The organism is Actinomycetota bacterium (genome assembly GCA_030682655.1).
Lineage (GTDB): Bacteria > Actinomycetota > Coriobacteriia > Anaerosomatales > JAUXNU01 > JAUXNU01.
In genome coordinates, this window is the sequence record JAUXNU010000021.1 from 1 (window position 1) to 17,410 (window position 17,410).

Below are 17,410 nucleotides of genomic sequence, written 5' to 3' on the forward strand. Positions count from 1 at the left end.
GAGCTCGACGACCTTGTCGACCAGTGTCGCCAAGAACGGCTCCATCCTGCCAAGGAGACGCCCGTGGCGCACTGCACGGCGCAGGATCCGCCTGAGTACGTAGCCACGTCCCTCGTTTGACGGAAGCACGCCGTCGGCGACAAGGAACGTTACGGCGCGCGCATGATCGGCGAGGATTCTCAGTGACGTGTCCGTCTTCTCCGACGCTCCGAAAGACACGCCTGTCAGCTCCTCGGCGGACGCCATGATACCGCGAAGAATGTCTGTCTCGAAGTTCGAGTGAACGCCTTGAAGGATCGCCGCGATGCGCTCAAGCCCCATGCCCGTGTCGATGCTGGGCTTGGGCAGAGGAGTGAGCGAGCCGTCCTCGGCGCGGTCGTACTGCATGAAGACGAGGTTCCAATACTCCAGGTAGCGGTCGCAGTCACACCCCGGCGCGCATTCCTCTGAGCCGCAACCGACCTCTTCGCCCTGGTCGTAGTAGAGTTCCGAGCACGGCCCGCACGGGCCGGTAGGTCCGGCCGACCAGAAGTTGTCTTTGGCTCCCATGCGCACGATGTGGTCGCGGGGAATGCCGATCTCCTTGGCCCAGATCATCTCGGCCTCGTCGTCGTCCTCGTAGATCGAGTACCAGATGCGGTCCGGATCGAGCCCGAGCACGTCTGTCGAGTACTCGTAGGCAAACGCGCAGGCCTCGGACTTGAAATAGTCGCCGAAACTGAAGTTGCCGAGCATCTCGAAGAAGCTGTGGTGGCGTCCGGTCGTACCGATGATGTCTATGTCGGTCGTACGTACGCACTTCTGGACCGTTGTCGCCCGGGTGACACCCAGATCCTTCAGTCCAAGGAACACGGGTTTGAACTGCACCATGCCCGCTGTGGTGAGCAGAAGCGACGGATCCTCAGGTACGAGCGAACCGCTCGGGAGCCGCTTGGACCCCTTGCTCTCGAAGTACTGCAGGAAGCTCTCCCGTATCTCGGCGGATCTCACTCGGTCTCCCTGTCGCCCGTTGTCTCATCGCTGTCGCAAGCGACACCATCGGAGTCCCCACTGACGGAGTCAGCTGAGCTGGATTCGGGAGGACACGATGCTTTCTTGAACAATGCACCAGACTCGCTGCCGAGCTGTCGCCGTGTGTGCTTCTCGAAGTAGTACACGAACAGGCCCTTCGCGATCGCGGCGACCGGAATCGCAACGACCAGGCCCCAGAAGCCGGAGAGCGTGCCACCGACAAGCAACGAGAATATCACGAGCAAAGGATGAAGGTCGACCTGCGAGGACATGACTCGCGGAGTGACGAAGAGGTCCGTGACCTGCTGTGCAACGAGCGTCACCGCGATGGCACCCAGGGCGGTCCACGGACCGATGAACGCCGCGACAACCGCCGACGTCAGGCCTCCAACGAGCGGTCCCACGTACGGAACGACATTGAGGATTCCCGTGAGCATACCAAGGAGGAAGGCGTACGGCACGCCGAGCAACGCAAGACCGATCGCCACGAGTGAACCGGTCACCGCGGACACGATCAGTTGGCCTCTGACGTAGCCCCCGAGCACACGCAGTACCGTTCTCACAACCACTTCAGCTTCTGCGCGGCGTTTCTCTCCGATGAGCTCCATCATCTCGCTGCGCATGGCGGGAAGGTCCTTGAGCGCCCAGAAGCCGATCACGAGGGAGAATATGAGATTGAACACGAAACCGGCGACCGCTCCACCTGTGGAGAGGATTCCGCCCGCAACACCGCTTCCCCACCGGCCCAGCTGCCCGACAACGACGTTGAATGTGTCCTTGAAGGTCTTCGCAGCCCATTCCGGCAGCACCAGCGTCTCGACATTCCCTTGAACCTGAGTCCACCATTCTTGGACCGCGGCATAGTACTTCGGGAAGTCACGAACGAACCGCACGATCTCCTGACCAATCAGCGGAACCACGAACGCAAGCAGTCCCGCGAGCACCAGAACCATCGCAAGGTAGCAGACGCCGACCGCTGCCGCCCTGTGCATACCGCGCTTCTCGAGCCGATGGACCGGCCCTCTCAGAACAAGGACCAGCAGACCCGCCATGATGAATGGGGTCAGCGCCGGACTCAGGCGCGCAAGCAACCATCCCACACCGATGAGTACGATGGCAGCACCGATGGTGGCCCACGACACGATCGCAACCCGCGTGGCACGATCCTTGGTTCCCGTGTCGACCATTGGCCTCACTACACCTCTCGAACAATGCTCTCGCGCAAGACCTTGAGTGTCCGCCGGAGCAACCTCGACACCTGCATCTGCGAGATTCGCAACTGGCGCGCGATCTCGGTCTGGGTCAGACCCTCGAAGAATCTCAGATACAGAACGCGTTGCTCCTGCGCGGTCAGCTGCTTCAGCGCACTCGCGAGCGTGGCCCTGTCGTCTACGATCGCCATCAGCTGGTCATCTTTGCCGATGTACTCGAGGATACTGAACGAGTCCGAGCCGTCACCACCACGATCGCTCTCGAGTGACACGAAGTTGTATGCCTCGGAAGTCTCAAGCGCTTCGAGGACCTCCTCCGACGTGACCTCGAGATACTCCGCAATCTCCGCGATGGTCGGCGACCTTTGTAGTCGCTGGGTCAGAGCATCAACCGCCTGGTTCACCTTGAACGAAAGCTCCTGCAACCGGCGCGGGACCTTGATGGCCCAGCCCTTGTCGCGAAAGTAGCGCTTGAGTTCGCCAACGATCGTCGGCGTGGCGTATGTAGTGAACTCAACCTGGCGATCGATGTCGAAACGATCGATGGCCTTGATGAGTCCGATCGTTCCCACCTGGACGAGGTCGTCGATGGGCTCGCCACGGTTGCGAAAACGACTGGCCAGGTACTTCACAAGGTTGAGGTACATGGTGATCAGCTCATCGCGGGCCGCTTCGTCTCCCTCGAGACGAAGCCTCTGGAAAAGCACGCGAGTATACGCCTTGTCCCACGAGAGTTTGCGAGACTGTTTTCGCGGTCCCCTAGCCGTCGGCATCTGCTTGCTCCCCGGATGCCCGCTTCACGATCCGAAGGTACGGGCCGGTCTCGTCCGATGACATCTCGAATGTGTCGGCCACCGCCTGCAGGATGAATGTCGCGTACGCAGCACGCCGCTCAGCATCCTCGTCCGCCAGCCGGAGGCTGTCGGCAAGAGCGACCTTCATCTCGAAGATGTCGTTCTCAAGCCCAAACTCCAGCGTAACAGCACCTGACGCCGGACCGTGGTCGCACGCGTAGACGAACACCTCCTCGGCGGCCATGCGTACGTCATCTATGTCGTCAAAGGTCATCCCCATGCGACTGACGAGCGCCGATGCGGTCATGCGAACGGTCTTGGCGTATTCCCCACGCGAGGGGACGGTCAGAACTACCTTCTCCGTATTCATGAGTCCTCCGGCCAATCTGTCGGACTTGCGGTCGACGTGGATCTCAGCTGCGCATCCTCCGCGCGGTGCGCCATGCATCTCGCAAGCGTGAACCGACCGCGTTGACTGCTTCCAGGGGTGCGTTCATAGCACCGTGGACCACATTCGTCGTCGTGCTGACCTTGTCCGAGACGTCTTCGAACGTCGACACGATTCCATCGATTCGGAGCAGCTCTGCGTTGACCGCATCTACCGTCACGTCAACCTTCTCGAGAAGCGGAACGAGGCGCTCGCCTACCTCGTCGAACAAGCGTCTCGCGACGCGCAAGGTGCGAATAGACTCCACTAGGGCATAGACCACGAATCCGCAGGCGACGATAGCAGCGATGACAAGTGCCGTGACAAGTGCCGGAGGAGTCTGCACAGGGTGCCTTTCACGAGGTCGCGAGGACCGGACTAGTGTAGCAGAGCCGTCACCCGTCCTGGCCCCGAAGGGCGCGGTATCCCGGCCCCCACTGTATGCCAAGAGGAGGGCGAAGACGTATCCAGCATGCGGTCGACAATCCCTGTGAAAGCGACAGAAGATCCCGGTGATGGCCGAGGAGACGAGCGCTACTGGGTTGCCCGGAGTACCTCGCGCTCGAACGACTTGTCATCGACCACGCCACGCATCCTGAACGTGATGTATCCCTGATGGTCCACAAGCACGGTGTACGGCGTGAACTTCACGTTGAGGTAGTTCTCGCTGATGAGCTTGGCAACTTGAGTTGCGACGAGATCCCCGTCCTCAGAGCCCTCATTCAACTTCGCAGGCGTGACTATGGTGATCTCACCATCTTCACCGCTCTTCACGTACTTCGAGACATCGAACTTCACCAGGTCGATGAGTCCCCTGTAGTCGTCGGTGACATCCTTGATGATGTCGCTCTGGTCGTCGGACGTCTTCTGGGTGCTGTCATAGAAGAAGACGACCATTGGCTGACCGTCGGTGAGACGCTGCCGGATTGCATCGGGGGCAATCTGAACGTCCCCCTCAGCCGTGGCGGGGAAAGGCTCGAAGACCTGGCCCTCGACAGGCGTCTTCGGCAGGGCAGCGGGTTCCTTCTCCGCCGCCTTCGGGGTAGCGGCCGGAGCCTGCTCCTCAGGAGGAGCGGCCGCCTCGTCTCCACCTCCACAGCCGACAAGCATGGAGCCAACGAGCATTAGTGCGATCACGAGTGCGACTAGTCTGCGCATACTGCTTCCTCCTCGGCAACTATGAACCCCGCCTTGCCGTGGCCGACCGGGTGAATCCCTGCCTAAACAGGTGGGTGCCCGCACCGCCGCTTCCAGCTTCCCTTTCGGGATACCTTTCCACCGCGAGATGTAGAGCTCCCATTCACTAAGTGTTGGTCCAGCCACGTATGTCGAACCACGCGCAAGGCGAAGCTCGATACAAGTGTAGCGTGCCCGTCTGTAAGCCACAATGCCAACGAGCAGCGCGGCCCCTGCCCGGAGATCCGGACGTATGGGGCAGCTCAGTCGGTCCTCAGGTGCACCTCGCTCAGCTGCCGCGGAGCCACCGATTCTGGAGCACCGGTGAGTGGGTCGGCACCCGATGACGTCTTTGGAAACGCAATGACATCCCGAATCGAGTGAGCTCCGGCCAGCACCATGACGAGGCGGTCGAGCCCCAGGGCTATTCCGCCATGCGGCGGAGCTCCGAGTGAGAGCGCCTCGAGCAGGAAGCCGAACTGCTCACGCGCCTCTTCCTCGGTGTGACCGAGCCTCCGAAGGATGCGCATCTGCAGATCCGCATCGTGGATCCGCAGAGTACCGCCGCCGATCTCCAGACCATTCACGATCAGGTCGTAGCTGTACGACAGCATCTCCAGGGGTGAGACATCGAGTTTGTCGACGTCCTCGGCAAACGGCATCGTGAACGGGTGATGGTTCGCCGTGAGGCGCTGCTCTTCCTCGGCCCACTTGAACATCGGGAAGTCCACGACCCAGAGGACGTCGTAGCCGGGGCGTTCGACTCCGAGCTCCTCGGCCATATGCAGCCGAAGCACGCCGAGGACCTCGTTCGCCACATCGCGCGAGTCCGCAATCATGAGCGCGAGATCCCCGGGCTCGAGGGTCAGAGCTTCGCGCAGACCCGCCATCTCCGACTCGGTGAAGAACTTCGCGATCGGTGAGCGCACGTCGGCCTCGGCCGGGAAGGCGACCCAGGCCAGCCCCTTGGCGCCGGAGTCGAGCGCGATTTGGTTGAGTGCGTCGATCTTGCCCCGGCTCCACTCCCCCGCGCCCTTCGCGTTGATGCCCTTGATGCGACCGCCCGAGGCGAGCGCACCCGCGAAGACCTTGAACTCCGAGAAGGCGAAGGTGTCCCCGAGGTCCACGAGTTCCATGCCGAATCTCGTGTCGGGCCGGTCGGAACCGAAGCGGTCCATGGCCTCGGCGTAGGTGATGCGACGCAAGGGCAGGTTCAGGTCGACATCGGCCTCACGCATGACCTCGTGCATCACGTCTTCCATCATCTCGAGGATGTCATCCTGGGTCGCGAAGGACATCTCGATGTCGACCTGCGTGAACTCCGGCTGACGATCCGCCCGCAGGTCCTCGTCGCGGAAGCAGCGAGCGATCTGGTAGTAGCGCTCTAGCCCGGACACCATCAGCAACTGCTTGAATAGCTGGGGCGACTGCGGAAGCGCATAGAACTTACCCGGGGTCATCCGACTCGGCACGATGAAGTCGCGTGCACCCTCCGGAGTCGACCGGCCAAGGATCGGTGTCTCAACCTCCATGAACCCGCGGTGCTCCAGTGACTTGCGGAAGCGCTGTGTGACGCGATCGCGCAGCTGAAGTGCCGCGAGCACCTCGGGCCGTCGAATGTCGATGTAGCGATAGCGCATACGCGTGGTCTCGTCGGTCTCGATTCCGCTCTCAACCTCGAACGGCGGCGTCTCGCTTGCATTCAGGACCTCCGCCAAGGAGACCACGACCTCCACCTCGCCGGTGGGCATGTTCGGGTTCTCGGTTCCCGGCGGTCGCCTGCGAACGGTGCCGGTGATCTTGACCACCCACTCGGGGCGCATGCGCTCGGCGGTGAGGAACGCTTCTCCCGAGGTCTCCGGGTCAAACGTGCACTGCACGATGCCGGTTCTGTCGCGCAGATCCAGGAAGATCAGTCCACCATGATCGCGGCGCTTCGCCACCCAACCGGCGAGTGTGACCTCGTCGTCGACGTGCTCGGCCCGAAGAGAACCGTTTGTGTTGGTGCGGATCGAGTAACGGGCATCAAGCATACCTGGTGACGACCTTTCACTCCGGTCTGCGGTCATGACAGCAGCGCGCGAACCCGTTCCACCGCTTCGTCCAAAGGTACACGGGTCTCTTCCTTTGTTCCCATGTCCCTGAGGGTGACCTCGCCGGCAGCGAGCTCATCGGGTCCGACGATGACTACGAGGCGGGCATTCGCACGGTCCGCCTGTTTGAACTGGCTCTTGAGTGAGCGTCCCTGATGGTCCAGTTCCGCGGCCACTCCTCCGTCGCGAAACGCTGAGGCCAACACGAAGACCTCCTCCTCCACCGAGTCATCGACCCGCGCAACATAGACTGCGGCGATTGCCGGAGCGGGGGGCTTGACGCCGGCGGCCTGCATGACGAGCATAGTCCGCTCGAACCCGAGGGCGAAGCCCAGACCGGGGGTGGCTGGTCCACCATACTCTTCCATCAGCCGGTCGTAGCGGCCTCCCCCACCGATGGCGTTCTGAGAGCCGAGGCCCGCATCTGCCTGCACCTCGAAGACCGTGCGCGTGTAGTAGTCGAGCCCACGAACGAGCTTGGGGTCCTCCGCGTACTGTATGCCGGCCGCATCGAGGTAGCTCTTGACGGCCGAGTAGTGACCCGCGCACGCATCGCACAGCTCGTCGCGCAACAGTGGCGCGCCAGCCATCACGGCGCTGCACTGCTCGTTCTTGCAGTCGAAGGCGCGCAGCGGGTTGGTGTCGGCACGTCGGTTGCACTCGTCGCACAGCTCTGAGCCGTGCGTCCGGATGAAGGCGGCCACCTTGTCGCGATAGGCGGGACGACAGTGCTCGTCACCCATGGAGTTGATGAGCAGACGCATGTTGTCGCGACGAACACCGACGGCTTCGAAGAAGCGCATGAGCAGCACGATGACTTCGGCATCAACGCTGGGTTCGGGCATGCCGAGGGCCTCGACACCGATCTGCCAGAACTGGCGCATCCGGCCCTTCTGCGGGCGCTCGTAGCGGAACATCGGCCCGCTGTAGTAGAGCTTCGCCCCGGCGCCATTGGCGGTGAGGTTGTGTTCGAGCGCCGAGCGCACCACGCTGGCCGTGCCTTCCGGACGCAGCGTGATAGACCGGCCGCCCTTGTCCTCGAAGGTGTACATCTCCTTGGCCACGATGTCTGTGGCTTCGCCGATGCCGCGGGTGAACACATCGGTGTGCTCGAAGAGAGGTGTGAAGACGGGTTCGTAGCCATACGCCGAGAAGAGGTCCTGTGCAGTGCGGAGCAGGAACTCCCAATAGCGCGCCACATCGGGCAGCATGTCAGAGGTGCCCTTTGGGGCGCGAGCGTTCATCGGTCAAGCGTACCTTTCGGCGCATCTTGCGGTGGGATATGCGGTAATCGACTATAGGGCAACGCGAGAAGATGACCAAGCACGCGGGTTCAGTCCTCGCCCTCTTCCGATCCGCCAGACCCGTCTCCGGCTGGTCCGCCCAAGGTGGCCACATCGGACCCGGTGGCGCCGTCGCCATCGGGTCCGGCCGCGTCCCGCTGGAACGCCGCGATCGCAGCATCCGCGCGCTTGCGCGCCTCCGGGTCATCCGCGCCGGCGACGATCTCCTCGACGGCGATCGGGCAGCTGGCAGTGGGATCGCTCTCATCGATCCCCGCCCGTGCGTCGGCGTCCCGTCGCAGCTCTATGTAGTCGGCCTTGCTGTCCTCGCTTGACACGCGCCCCATCTTGAAGTCGATCGAGAAGTTCACGTAGGCCTCAAGGAGGCGGAACACCCGGGTGTCGCCCATCGGCCCGACCGTGGCCTCACTGGGAAGTTCCTGGACCTTGCCGTCGACGATCTTCGCCCTGCCGATGATCTCGAAGCCACCGTCATCGTCCATCATGCCCAGGTTGTCGGATTGCACGCCGATCACAGTGGGCAGATTGCATAGGTCGTAGTGCCGCAGAAGTCCGACCCGTCCCGGCGGAAGTACCTCGCCGGACTCCATGTCGAAGACCTGGGTGCGCGTCCACGGCGGTGGGACCTTGTGGCGGCGTCCCTCCGCAGCCCCCACAACGTGATTGCGAAGCGTGTCGTCGAAGTAGTTCGTCGCCGTCTCGCCGAGCCCGAGCGTGTTGACGCAGTGGTGTGCCGGCACGCCGAGGACATCGAGTACAAGCTCGTAGTAGTCATCGCGCGTCACGACGCCGAAACGTCCACGATATCCTCCACCGTCGCACACGCGACTGCCGTCGGGCAGCCGGAAACGCATACCCTTGTCGCGGCAGGCCTTGAAGAAGTAGACGTATGCCGAGGTCGCCCCGATTATCGCGATGGGCACGCCGCTCTCCTCGGCCAGGCGTAGCGCGGAGACGAGGCGTTTGACGTCCACGCCGGAGCGCTTGACGAGGAACATGCTGTCGGGCGTGCCGAAATGCTGACGGGTCTGGTCCATGCCGATGGCCATTCCCATGGTCGGAGCGATATCGAGACCCGGCGTCATGAGCAGGATGCGACATCGCTGACCCGCCTCGAAGTCGGGAAAGAGATACGCTCCGGTCATGACCCGATTCGCCGTGAAGATGAGTTCCTGGCCCTGCTCGTCGCGGAAGATGCGTCCGCGCTGGTTGGGTGAGGTCGTGCCGCTGGTCATGATAGCCTGCACGGCCTCGTCGGTCGGGAACGAAGCCACTATCTCGCGCTTGAACGCGTCGGTCGGATACGCAGGGATATCGGTCCACGACGAGACCGCGTCGGGCGTCTTGTCCAGCGCATCGCAGTAGCCCCGGTAGGGTTCGTTGTTGGCGTACTGGTACGCGAACACCTCGAAAGCGAGCTCGTCGAAGATCGTGCCGTCGCCGTCAGGACCTTGCGCGACAACGTCGAGTATGGCCGCCGTAAGCTGCACCTTCCACGCGTGCGGGTCATCCGGAGACACTTGGGCTCCTCGGGTCGTGGGGTCGAGCACCGTCCTGGGGGGGTCGCTCTACCCGGTCAAGTAGGCACCATGTATCGAGCTGTAGACCAGAGGCACGCCGATCAGCGCGAACACGACGACGGGGAGCGCCAGTACCGCAACCCATGCCGATCTGGTGCCCTTCCAGCCAAGCGTGAGTCGAAGGTGAAGATACGCGGCGTAGACGATCCAGGAGATGAGCGACCACGTCTCGATGGGGTCCCAACTCCAGTACCGGCCCCATGCCTCATTGGCCCACACCGCGCCCGCCGCGATCATCACGCCGAGGAAGATGAATCCGACCGCAACGAACCTGAACTCCAGATCGTCGACTACCGCTTGGCTGGGCAGTTTGGCGAGGACATCGGCCATGCGCTCGCCGTATCCCCGCTCTCGGAGCAAGTACACGATGCCAAGGACGAAGCCCGCGATGAATGCAGCGTACGACAGCTTGGCGAATGCAACGTGAATCGTGAGCCACCAGCTTGCTAGCTTGCCCGTGACCTCCATCGCGCTCTTCGGCGCGAACATGGCGGCAGCCAGTGTGATGAAGGAGATGGGCATCAGAATGACACCCGTGGGCGCCAGTTTCGGATAGCGCCACGCGATCAGGCCATAGAGCACCACCGTTGAGATTGCCAGTCCAGAGACCACTTCGTAGAAGCCGAGGTAAGGACCGTGTCCCACTCTCACCCAGCGCACCGCCGTGGCGGCCAGGTGGGGCAGCAAGCCGGCAATCGAGACCCAAGCGCCCAACCGCAGCAGCCGCTCCTTTGCGAATACGAACCCGACGGAGAGCAGTACGCTGCCGGCCGCGTACACGCTGACAGCCGTCCACATGAGGACGATCTCCTGCGTCATCGACATCGCTCGCTCCACCCTGATGTTGGCGCCGCCTGGCTCGCGACTCGGACAGCACAGAGTATATCAACCTGAACGTATGGTTCACGCATCCGAATCCGGGGGATTGCACGCGCGAACTCTATGCGCGCGGGAAGAACGGGTTCACGCGGCGCTCGCGACCGATGGTGGTGTCGGGGCCGTGGCCGGGATGGACCAGTGTCTCATCGGGCAGTGGCGCCAGCCGCCCGGCGATCGACCGGCGCATGTCCTCCATGCTGCCCCCGGGGAAGTCGGTTCTCCCAATGCTCCCCGCAAACAGCGTGTCACCCGAGAACAGGTTCCCCTCGCCGAGCAGGCAGACGCTGCCCTCCGTATGCCCGGGCGTATGGAGCACCTCGAGAGTCAGCCCACCGGCCTCTATCCGGTCGCCGTCGCGCAGCACCGCGTCTGCCGGCGGCGCATCGTAGCTCAAGCCAAAGAGCCGCGCGCCGGTGCCTTCGGCATCGGTGATACGAGCAGCATCCGCCTCGTGAACCAGAAGAGGCGCACCTGTAGAGGCCAGGACCGCGCGCACCGCAACGAGGTGATCGAAGTGCCCGTGCGTGAGAACCACATGAGAGACGGATCTACCTTCGAGCTCCGCGAGCAACAGGTCTTCGTCACCGGCCGGATCGATCACAACGGCCGGGGCACCGCTCCCATCGTCCACTATCCAGCAGTTGGTATCCAGTTCGCCAAGGACGAGCCGCTGTGCGTTCATCGGCGCGGACCCTGCTTCCGCTCGACGCCTTCGCCCGGTAGCATGCGCGATGCCTCGAATACCCCGTCGATCGAACGGACCTCGCGCAGGACCGATTGCAGCTGGTCCATGTTCCCGAGCTCGAAGAGGAAGCGCATCGTCGAGATACCTTCGCGAGAAGTCGCGACTGAAGCGGAGAGGATGTTGACCCCGGCCTCCGCAAGCTTGGAGGAGACCTCCTGCAAGAGCCGCATGCGATCGACTGCCTCGATCATGATCTCGACCTGGTAGGTGGTCTCGCTTCCCCTGTCCCATTCGACCTCAAGTATGCGCTCCGGTTGGCTCAGCAGGTCCCGCGCATTCGGACAGTCCCGGCGATGCACGGAAACGCCCCTGCCGCGGGTGACGAACCCTACGATGTCATCACCGGGAACAGGGTTGCAGCATCTGGCGAGACGCACCAAGACGTGATCGATCCCCTTGACCCGCACGCCGGCACCCTGGCGTTTGCGCTTGCCGCGCGGCGGGGTCATTGGCTCGGTGGGCAGCAACTCCTGTTCGCGCCCGGCAGCCGCCGCGGGCTCATCGACCGCCATGTGCTTGAGGAGTTTGCCCGCGACCTGCTTGGCGGAGACCTTGCCCGCCCCGATGTGGGCGAAGAGGTCATTGGCCGTGTGGAAGTTCATCTCGCCGGCAATCGCTTCGACCGCACGGGCGGCGGAACTCGAGTTCAAGCCGAGGCCGTGCTTGCGCATGACCTTACCGAGTTCGTCCTTGCCATGCTGGAGATCATCCTCGCGGCTCGCCTTTGAGAAGTAGTTCCGGATCTTGGAGCGGGCGCTTGAGGTCTTGATGATGTTCAACCAGTCGCGTGATGGCCCACTGCTCTTGTTCGACAGGATATCGACGCGGTCACCCATCTGCAGCTCGTAGCCGAGCGAGACGATAGCGCCGTTGACCTTGGCTCCCACGCAGTGATGGCCCACCTCGGTGTGGATGGCATAGGCGAAATCGATGGGTGTGGACCCGCGCCGAAGCGAGATCACGTCGCCTTTCGGTGTGAAGACGAAGACTTCGTCTTCGAACAGGTCGATCTTCAGAGCCTCCATGAACTCGCGTGGGTCCTTGAGTTCTGTCTGCCACTCGAGCATCTGCCGAAGCCAAGCGAGCCGTTCGTCGAAGCTCTCATCACCTCGGCGGTCCTCTTTGTAGCGCCAGTGCGCAGCAACGCCGTATTCCGCAGTGCGATGCATCTCCTCGGTGCGCATCTGTATTTCGAGAGGGCGACCCGCAGGCCCGATGACGGTCGTGTGGAGGGACTGATACATATTGAACTTGGGCATCGCCACATAGTCCTTGAAGCGGCCGGGTACCGGCTTCCATATCGAATGGACCGTCCCGAGGGCGCCGTATACGTCCTTCACAGAATCCACGATGACGCGCAACGCGATGAGGTCGTAGATCTCGTTGAAGTCCTTGCCTTTGCGCGACATCTTCTGGTAGATGCTGTACAGGTGTTTCGGGCGCCCGGATATCTCAGCAGTGATGCCGACCGCGCCGAGTTCGGACTGAAGTTGGTCGATGACCCGGCTCAGATAGGCCTCGCGAGCTTCCCGCGACTCCGCAACCATCTTCTGGACCTGCTGGAACTTCTTGGGTTCGAGGTAGTAGAACGCGAGGTCCTCGAGCTCCCACTTGATCGAGGAGATGCCGAGCCGGTGCGCGAGGGGCGCGTATATCTCCATTGTCTCGATGGCTTTGTCGCGTCTGCGCTCCGCGGGCAGCGCCGACAGGGTGCGCATGTTGTGCAGACGGTCCGCGAGCTTGATCAGGATGACGCGGATGTCCTTGGCCATCGCGATAAGCATCTTGCGAAGATTCTGGCTCTGCTCCTCGGCGAGTGACTCGAACTTGATCCTTCCGAGTTTGGTCACGCCGTCGACGAGGTCCGCTACCTCATCCCCAAAGAGCTCGCGAATCTCCTTGAGAGCGACCCCGCTGTCCTCGACGACATCATGCAGCAGAGCGGCCTGCAGCGTCGCGGTATCCAGGTGCAGTTCGGCAAGGATCAGGCATGCCTCGACAGGGTGCTTGACGAACGGTTCCCCGGACTTGCGCATCTGTCCCTCATGAGCCGCGACAGCGAACTCGTAGGCCTCGGCGAGTCCACTGAGGTCGGCACCGGGATTGTATGCCCGGACCTTCGACTCGATATCTTGGATTGTGGTGGGCATATCCTGGGCTTCCCCGGTTCAGCTGTGTGATGGAAGGATAGGTCGATTGAACCTGGCCAGCAACTCGTCGTCGGCTGCCTGCAGCACCCAGGTCCGGAACTCGCCGAACTCCTCGATCTCCTGGAGGCCCTCGGAATACCGGACCGAACTCTCCAGTTCCACCTTGCCGCCACCCTGTGGAACCAGCGCGAGGCGGCGGTACGCGCCGTGTCCCTCGCCCTCGACCAACCCGAGTTCCCTGAACACGCCGATTGCCGAGGAGACGCTCCTGTCATTCATCTGGCTGCGCGGCAAGCGGGCGCATACCCGCGATGCGAGCTCGGCGTTCGTGATCTCGAACCAGCCGTCCTCCGACTGCGAGGACAGCTCCTTTGCCGCCAGATACAGGGCGGCCATATCCTCCCGATCCGGAGCGACGCTCGCGAGGACCATCTCATTCACCTTGCCGTCCTTTGGCCCGAAGAGCGTGTGGATCCTCGCCCGCGCACCATCTCGCCCCGCCCTTCCACACATCTGATTGAACTCGATGTCGTTGAAGGGCAGGTGATAGAGGACGACGTGCCTGATGTCGGGGATGTTCACGCCTTCGCCGAAGGCGCTCGTCGCTATCACGACCAGCACCTCTCCAGACCGGAAAGCGGACTCCACGGCATGGCGTGCCGAGCGGGAGAGCCCGCCGTTGTAGAACGCGATTCGCCACCCGAACTCCGGCACTCGCTTGCGCAGCATCCGCGCGAGCCGCACAGACTGCTCTCGCGAGTTCACGTAGACGATCGTCTTCTCGCCACGGGCCACGAGTCCGACAAGGTAGCCGTCCTTGTCGCGGTGCGCCCGGGAGTCCTCGACCACGAGATTGTCGCGAACCGTCGGGTCGGTCACTACCTCCTCAATGCCAAGGAGCTCCGTGACCCTCGCGGCAACCTCCGGGCCGGCGGTCGCGGTGACAGCGAGCACGGTCGGCGTGCCCAGTGTCGCAAGCGCAACGCCAAGTCGAGTGTACGCAGGTCGATGGCCCGACCGGGACGTGGCCACATGGTGCGCCTCATCGACGACGACGAACCGCACTCGACCGCCGGCCGCAAGTCTCGCGGCGTGGTAGTCGAAGAATTCCGGCGTGGTCAGAACCACGTCGATCTCCCCCTCCTTCAGCTGGGCGAACGTCTCATCGCGCATTGAGGGAGACGACTCGCCCGTGAGCACGCACACGCGAAGCCCCATCCGTCCGAACACCTCTTCCAGGTGAAAGGCCTGATCGGCGACGAGGGCGCGCAACGGGTACACGAACACCGACGCAGCCCCCTCGGCAAGAGCGATTCGCGCGGCGTGCAGCTGGAAGATGAGTGACTTGCCGCGCCCCGTCGCCATGACGGTCAGACATCGCACGCCACGCGCGAGCACCTCGAGTGAGCGCACCTGGGCGTCGTGCAGCTTCAGCTCGCCGATGAACTCGCGGGCAAGCGCGGCATCCAGCTGCGCGCCCGTGAGCTGCGCGAGCTCCGCTCGGCGCTCGGCGGCGGTCTCCTCGGTATCGGTGTCTACAGGTTCGCCGCGCCGGGTCAGGAGCACATTCACTCCACGGTTCTTCTCATCGACGCCACCGGTGACCTCGGTGACCTCGGAGTCGTAGCCGACGCCAGCGTCGATCACCGCCGCCAGCACGGCGGCAAGTCGCCGGTTGAGATACCCGATGTGGTCTCCGTGAGGGTCATAGACCGCGATCGCGTTCGCGTCGTGAGGGTTCTCGGGCTGCCTCACGAGCCTGAGAGGCGACCCCGGCGACAGTCGCGCCACCATCCCTTGCCGTCCTTCGAATGTCACACCCGCGAGCTTCGTGTGAAACGAGTCGGCGTCTTCGATACCCGCGTACTCCTCCCGCGCGATGATCTCCTCGGCGTGCTCGAAGAGGTCCTCGATGAGGTCGGCGGCGGCGGACCGGTCGCCGCGCTCGCGCGGTGCGATGTCGCGGACGAGAAGCTGGACCCGTGTGCGCCCGCGCCATTCGTCGAGCGATATCTCGAAGACCATGTCAACGGCCGCGTCATGGGCGGCCATCTGCTCGATGTCTCTGCACCGAAACGCAATGGCCTGGACCGAGGTCGTTCCGTCATACGCTGTGAACCTGAGGTGACTCGACGTCCGCCCCACACGCTGACGCGCATTCATGAAGACGCTTTGGGCCGCCAGCAAGGGGCGCCTGTTCTCATGACCGAAGGGCTCAAGCAGCGCGATCTCGGCGGCGAGCTCCTGACTCACGTCGTCGAGGTCCACGCGCTCGTCCGCGACAAGCTCGGTGGCAAACTGCTCCTCGGGTAGCGAATCGAGATGGCCAAGGAGCAGCTCCCGAAAGCGAGGCAGGTTCTCCGGTGCAACCGTCGCACCGACTGCGGCATCGTGACCACCGAAGCGTATGAGCACGTCCGAGCAGGAGTCGACCGCATCGTAGAGCCCAACCGTGCCGACCGAGCGGCCAGAACCGCGTGCCTCGTTACCTTCAATGCTGAACAGGAAAGTGGGCACGCCGTAGAGTCTCGCCAGGCGCGAAGCTACGATGCCCTTGACTCCCTCGTGCCACCCCTCGCCCGACAGAACGAGCGCCCTGTCCCCGGGGCGGTAGGTTCGCTCCGCGAGAGCCCCGGCGGCCTCGGCGAGATCCTGCTCGACCGCTTGTCTCACGCGGTTGTGCTCCTCCAGCGTCCGTGCGAGCTCCTCGGCCTGCCCGGGATCATCCGTCATCAGAAGCGAGAGGGCCACCGAGGGATCGGCCATACGGCCAGCCGCATTCAGCCGGGGCGCCAGAGAAAACGAGATGTCATCGGACTTGATCGTGCCGATCGACACGCCAGACACCGCTGCAAGAGCCGCGACCGAGACCCGTGGTGAGCGACGCATCAGGGCAAGCCCCTCGGACACGAGAGCCCGGTTCTCGCCGCGAAGAGGCACTATGTCGGCGATCGTGCCAAGAGTGGCGAGATCGATGAGGCCCTTCCAAACATCATCCTTGCCAAAGAGCCGCCCTACCGCCTGCACGAGCTTGAGTGCCACCCCAGCACCCGCCAGGTCGCGGGAGACACAAGCGCTGTCGAGCTTGGGATTGGCGATCGGCACGCCGACGGGCACCAGGTCGCCCGGCTCGTGGTGGTCGGTCACGACGATGTCGACACCGGAAGCTCGAAGCGTCTGTGCTTCCACAGCCCCCGAGATGCCGCAATCGACGGTCACCACCACATCGGGAGACATCGTCCCGAGCCGGGCCACCGAAGCGTCCGTCAACCCGTACCCCTCCCGGAACCGGTTGGGCACGATCGCCTGCACGCTCGCGCCGAACGCTGCAAGTCCACGTGCGGCCACAGCCGCCGAGGATACGCCGTCGAGGTCGAAGTCCCCGAACACGACGATTCGCTCCCCGCCACGAACAGCAGCAGCCACCCGTTCCGCGGCATCGTCCATCCCTGGAATCAGCGACGGGTCATGCCAGTCGCGGTCGAGGTCCGGCTCAAGGAAGCGGCGCATCGCCTCCGCATCGCCGAGCCCGCGGACAACTAGGATGCGCGAGACGAAACGCGACAACCCCGTGTCGGCGGAGAGACCCGCGACAAGCACTTCATCGGCCGGAGCGAGGCGCCAGCGCGCCTCGGCGGGGGCCTTCTCCTTGCATCGATCTTCAATCATGACCGCATCCTAGCAGCGAGGGCCGACACGCAGTGCCGGCCCTCGACGTCAGACAATGCACGCAGGCCTGTCCTAGGACGCCCGCTCGTACTTCTTCTTGAGTGCCTGGAACTTCGGCTCGCGCTCTTTCCACATCGCGTAGATTGGACTCGCGACAGCGATCGACGAGTACGCTCCCGACGCAAGACCGATGACAAGCGCGAATGCGAAGTCCTTGAGCGTCTCTCCGCCGAAGAACAGGAGTACGACGACGGGAATCAGCGACGTCAAAGACGTGTTGATCGAACGGGCAAATACCTGGTTGATCGAGCTGTTCGCCATCTGCATGAACGACTGCTTGGTCAGACGCTGCGAGTTCTCCCGGATACGGT

General features: G+C 63.3%; 14 protein-coding genes and 1 other RNA gene. All 15 read right to left on the reverse strand.

From position 1 onward, the window contains the following. Nucleotides 1–990: alanine--tRNA ligase-related protein (locus Q8K99_01210; protein ID MDP2181175.1), on the reverse strand; the 990-nt coding region annotated here is incomplete at its 3' end. Then, on the reverse strand, nt 987–2,198 hold the full coding sequence (locus Q8K99_01215) for an AI-2E family transporter (GenBank protein ID MDP2181176.1): 1,212 nt from the start codon (nt 2,196–2,198) through the stop codon (nt 987–989). The genes Q8K99_01210 and Q8K99_01215, both read right to left, overlap by 4 nt. A gap of 8 nt (nt 2,199–2,206) precedes the next feature. Further along, nucleotides 2,207–2,995 (reverse strand): SigB/SigF/SigG family RNA polymerase sigma factor, encoded by a 789-nt coding sequence (locus Q8K99_01220; GenBank protein MDP2181177.1) that lies wholly within the window; start codon nt 2,993–2,995, stop codon nt 2,207–2,209. After that, nucleotides 2,982–3,386 (reverse strand): ATP-binding protein, encoded by a 405-nt coding sequence (locus Q8K99_01225; protein ID MDP2181178.1) that lies wholly within the window; start codon nt 3,384–3,386, stop codon nt 2,982–2,984. Before Q8K99_01225 ends, Q8K99_01220 begins: the two co-directional genes overlap by 14 nt. 43 nt (nt 3,387–3,429) lie before the next feature. Further along, nucleotides 3,430–3,789 carry a hypothetical protein gene (locus Q8K99_01230; protein MDP2181179.1) on the reverse strand — a complete coding sequence of 120 codons (360 nt, stop codon included), beginning with the start codon at nt 3,787–3,789 and terminating at the stop codon, nt 3,430–3,432. Nucleotides 3,790–3,977: 188 nt separating this feature from the next. Beyond that, the gene (locus tag Q8K99_01235; GenBank protein MDP2181180.1) at nt 3,978–4,601 is read right to left on the reverse strand and encodes a hypothetical protein; all 624 of its coding nucleotides are present in this window, start codon (nt 4,599–4,601) and stop codon (nt 3,978–3,980) included. A 21-nt stretch (nt 4,602–4,622) separates the two neighbouring features. Further along, nucleotides 4,623–4,797: non-coding RNA, 6S RNA (ssrS, locus tag Q8K99_01240), on the reverse strand. A gap of 85 nt (nt 4,798–4,882) precedes the next feature. Then, nucleotides 4,883–6,652 (reverse strand): aspartate--tRNA ligase, encoded by a 1,770-nt coding sequence (gene aspS / locus Q8K99_01245; protein MDP2181181.1) that lies wholly within the window; start codon nt 6,650–6,652, stop codon nt 4,883–4,885. 32 nt (nt 6,653–6,684) lie between these two features. Beyond that, entirely contained in the window at nt 6,685–7,956 is a 1,272-nt protein-coding gene (gene hisS / locus Q8K99_01250; GenBank protein MDP2181182.1) for a histidine--tRNA ligase, read from the reverse strand. A gap of 89 nt (nt 7,957–8,045) precedes the next feature. Continuing rightward, the gene (locus Q8K99_01255) at nt 8,046–9,536 is read right to left on the reverse strand and encodes an acyl-protein synthetase (GenBank protein ID MDP2181183.1); all 1,491 of its coding nucleotides are present in this window, start codon (nt 9,534–9,536) and stop codon (nt 8,046–8,048) included. 48 nt (nt 9,537–9,584) lie between these two features. Then, nucleotides 9,585–10,421, reverse strand: coding sequence for a c-type cytochrome biogenesis protein CcsB (gene ccsB / locus Q8K99_01260; GenBank protein MDP2181184.1), 837 nt, complete (start codon nt 10,419–10,421; stop codon nt 9,585–9,587). A gap of 115 nt (nt 10,422–10,536) precedes the next feature. After that, nucleotides 10,537–11,157 carry an MBL fold metallo-hydrolase gene (locus Q8K99_01265; protein MDP2181185.1) on the reverse strand — a complete coding sequence of 207 codons (621 nt, stop codon included), beginning with the start codon at nt 11,155–11,157 and terminating at the stop codon, nt 10,537–10,539. Then, on the reverse strand, nt 11,154–13,370 hold the full coding sequence (locus Q8K99_01270; GenBank protein MDP2181186.1) for a bifunctional (p)ppGpp synthetase/guanosine-3',5'-bis(diphosphate) 3'-pyrophosphohydrolase: 2,217 nt from the start codon (nt 13,368–13,370) through the stop codon (nt 11,154–11,156). The genes Q8K99_01265 and Q8K99_01270 overlap by 4 nt, the downstream gene beginning before the upstream one ends. Nucleotides 13,371–13,388: 18 nt before the next feature. Beyond that, entirely contained in the window at nt 13,389–17,039 is a 3,651-nt protein-coding gene (recJ, locus tag Q8K99_01275; protein MDP2181187.1) for a single-stranded-DNA-specific exonuclease RecJ, read from the reverse strand. Nucleotides 17,040–17,111: 72 nt separating this feature from the next. After that, on the reverse strand, nt 17,112–17,410 hold a 299-nt coding region (locus tag Q8K99_01280), incomplete at its 5' end, for a protein translocase subunit SecDF (GenBank protein ID MDP2181188.1).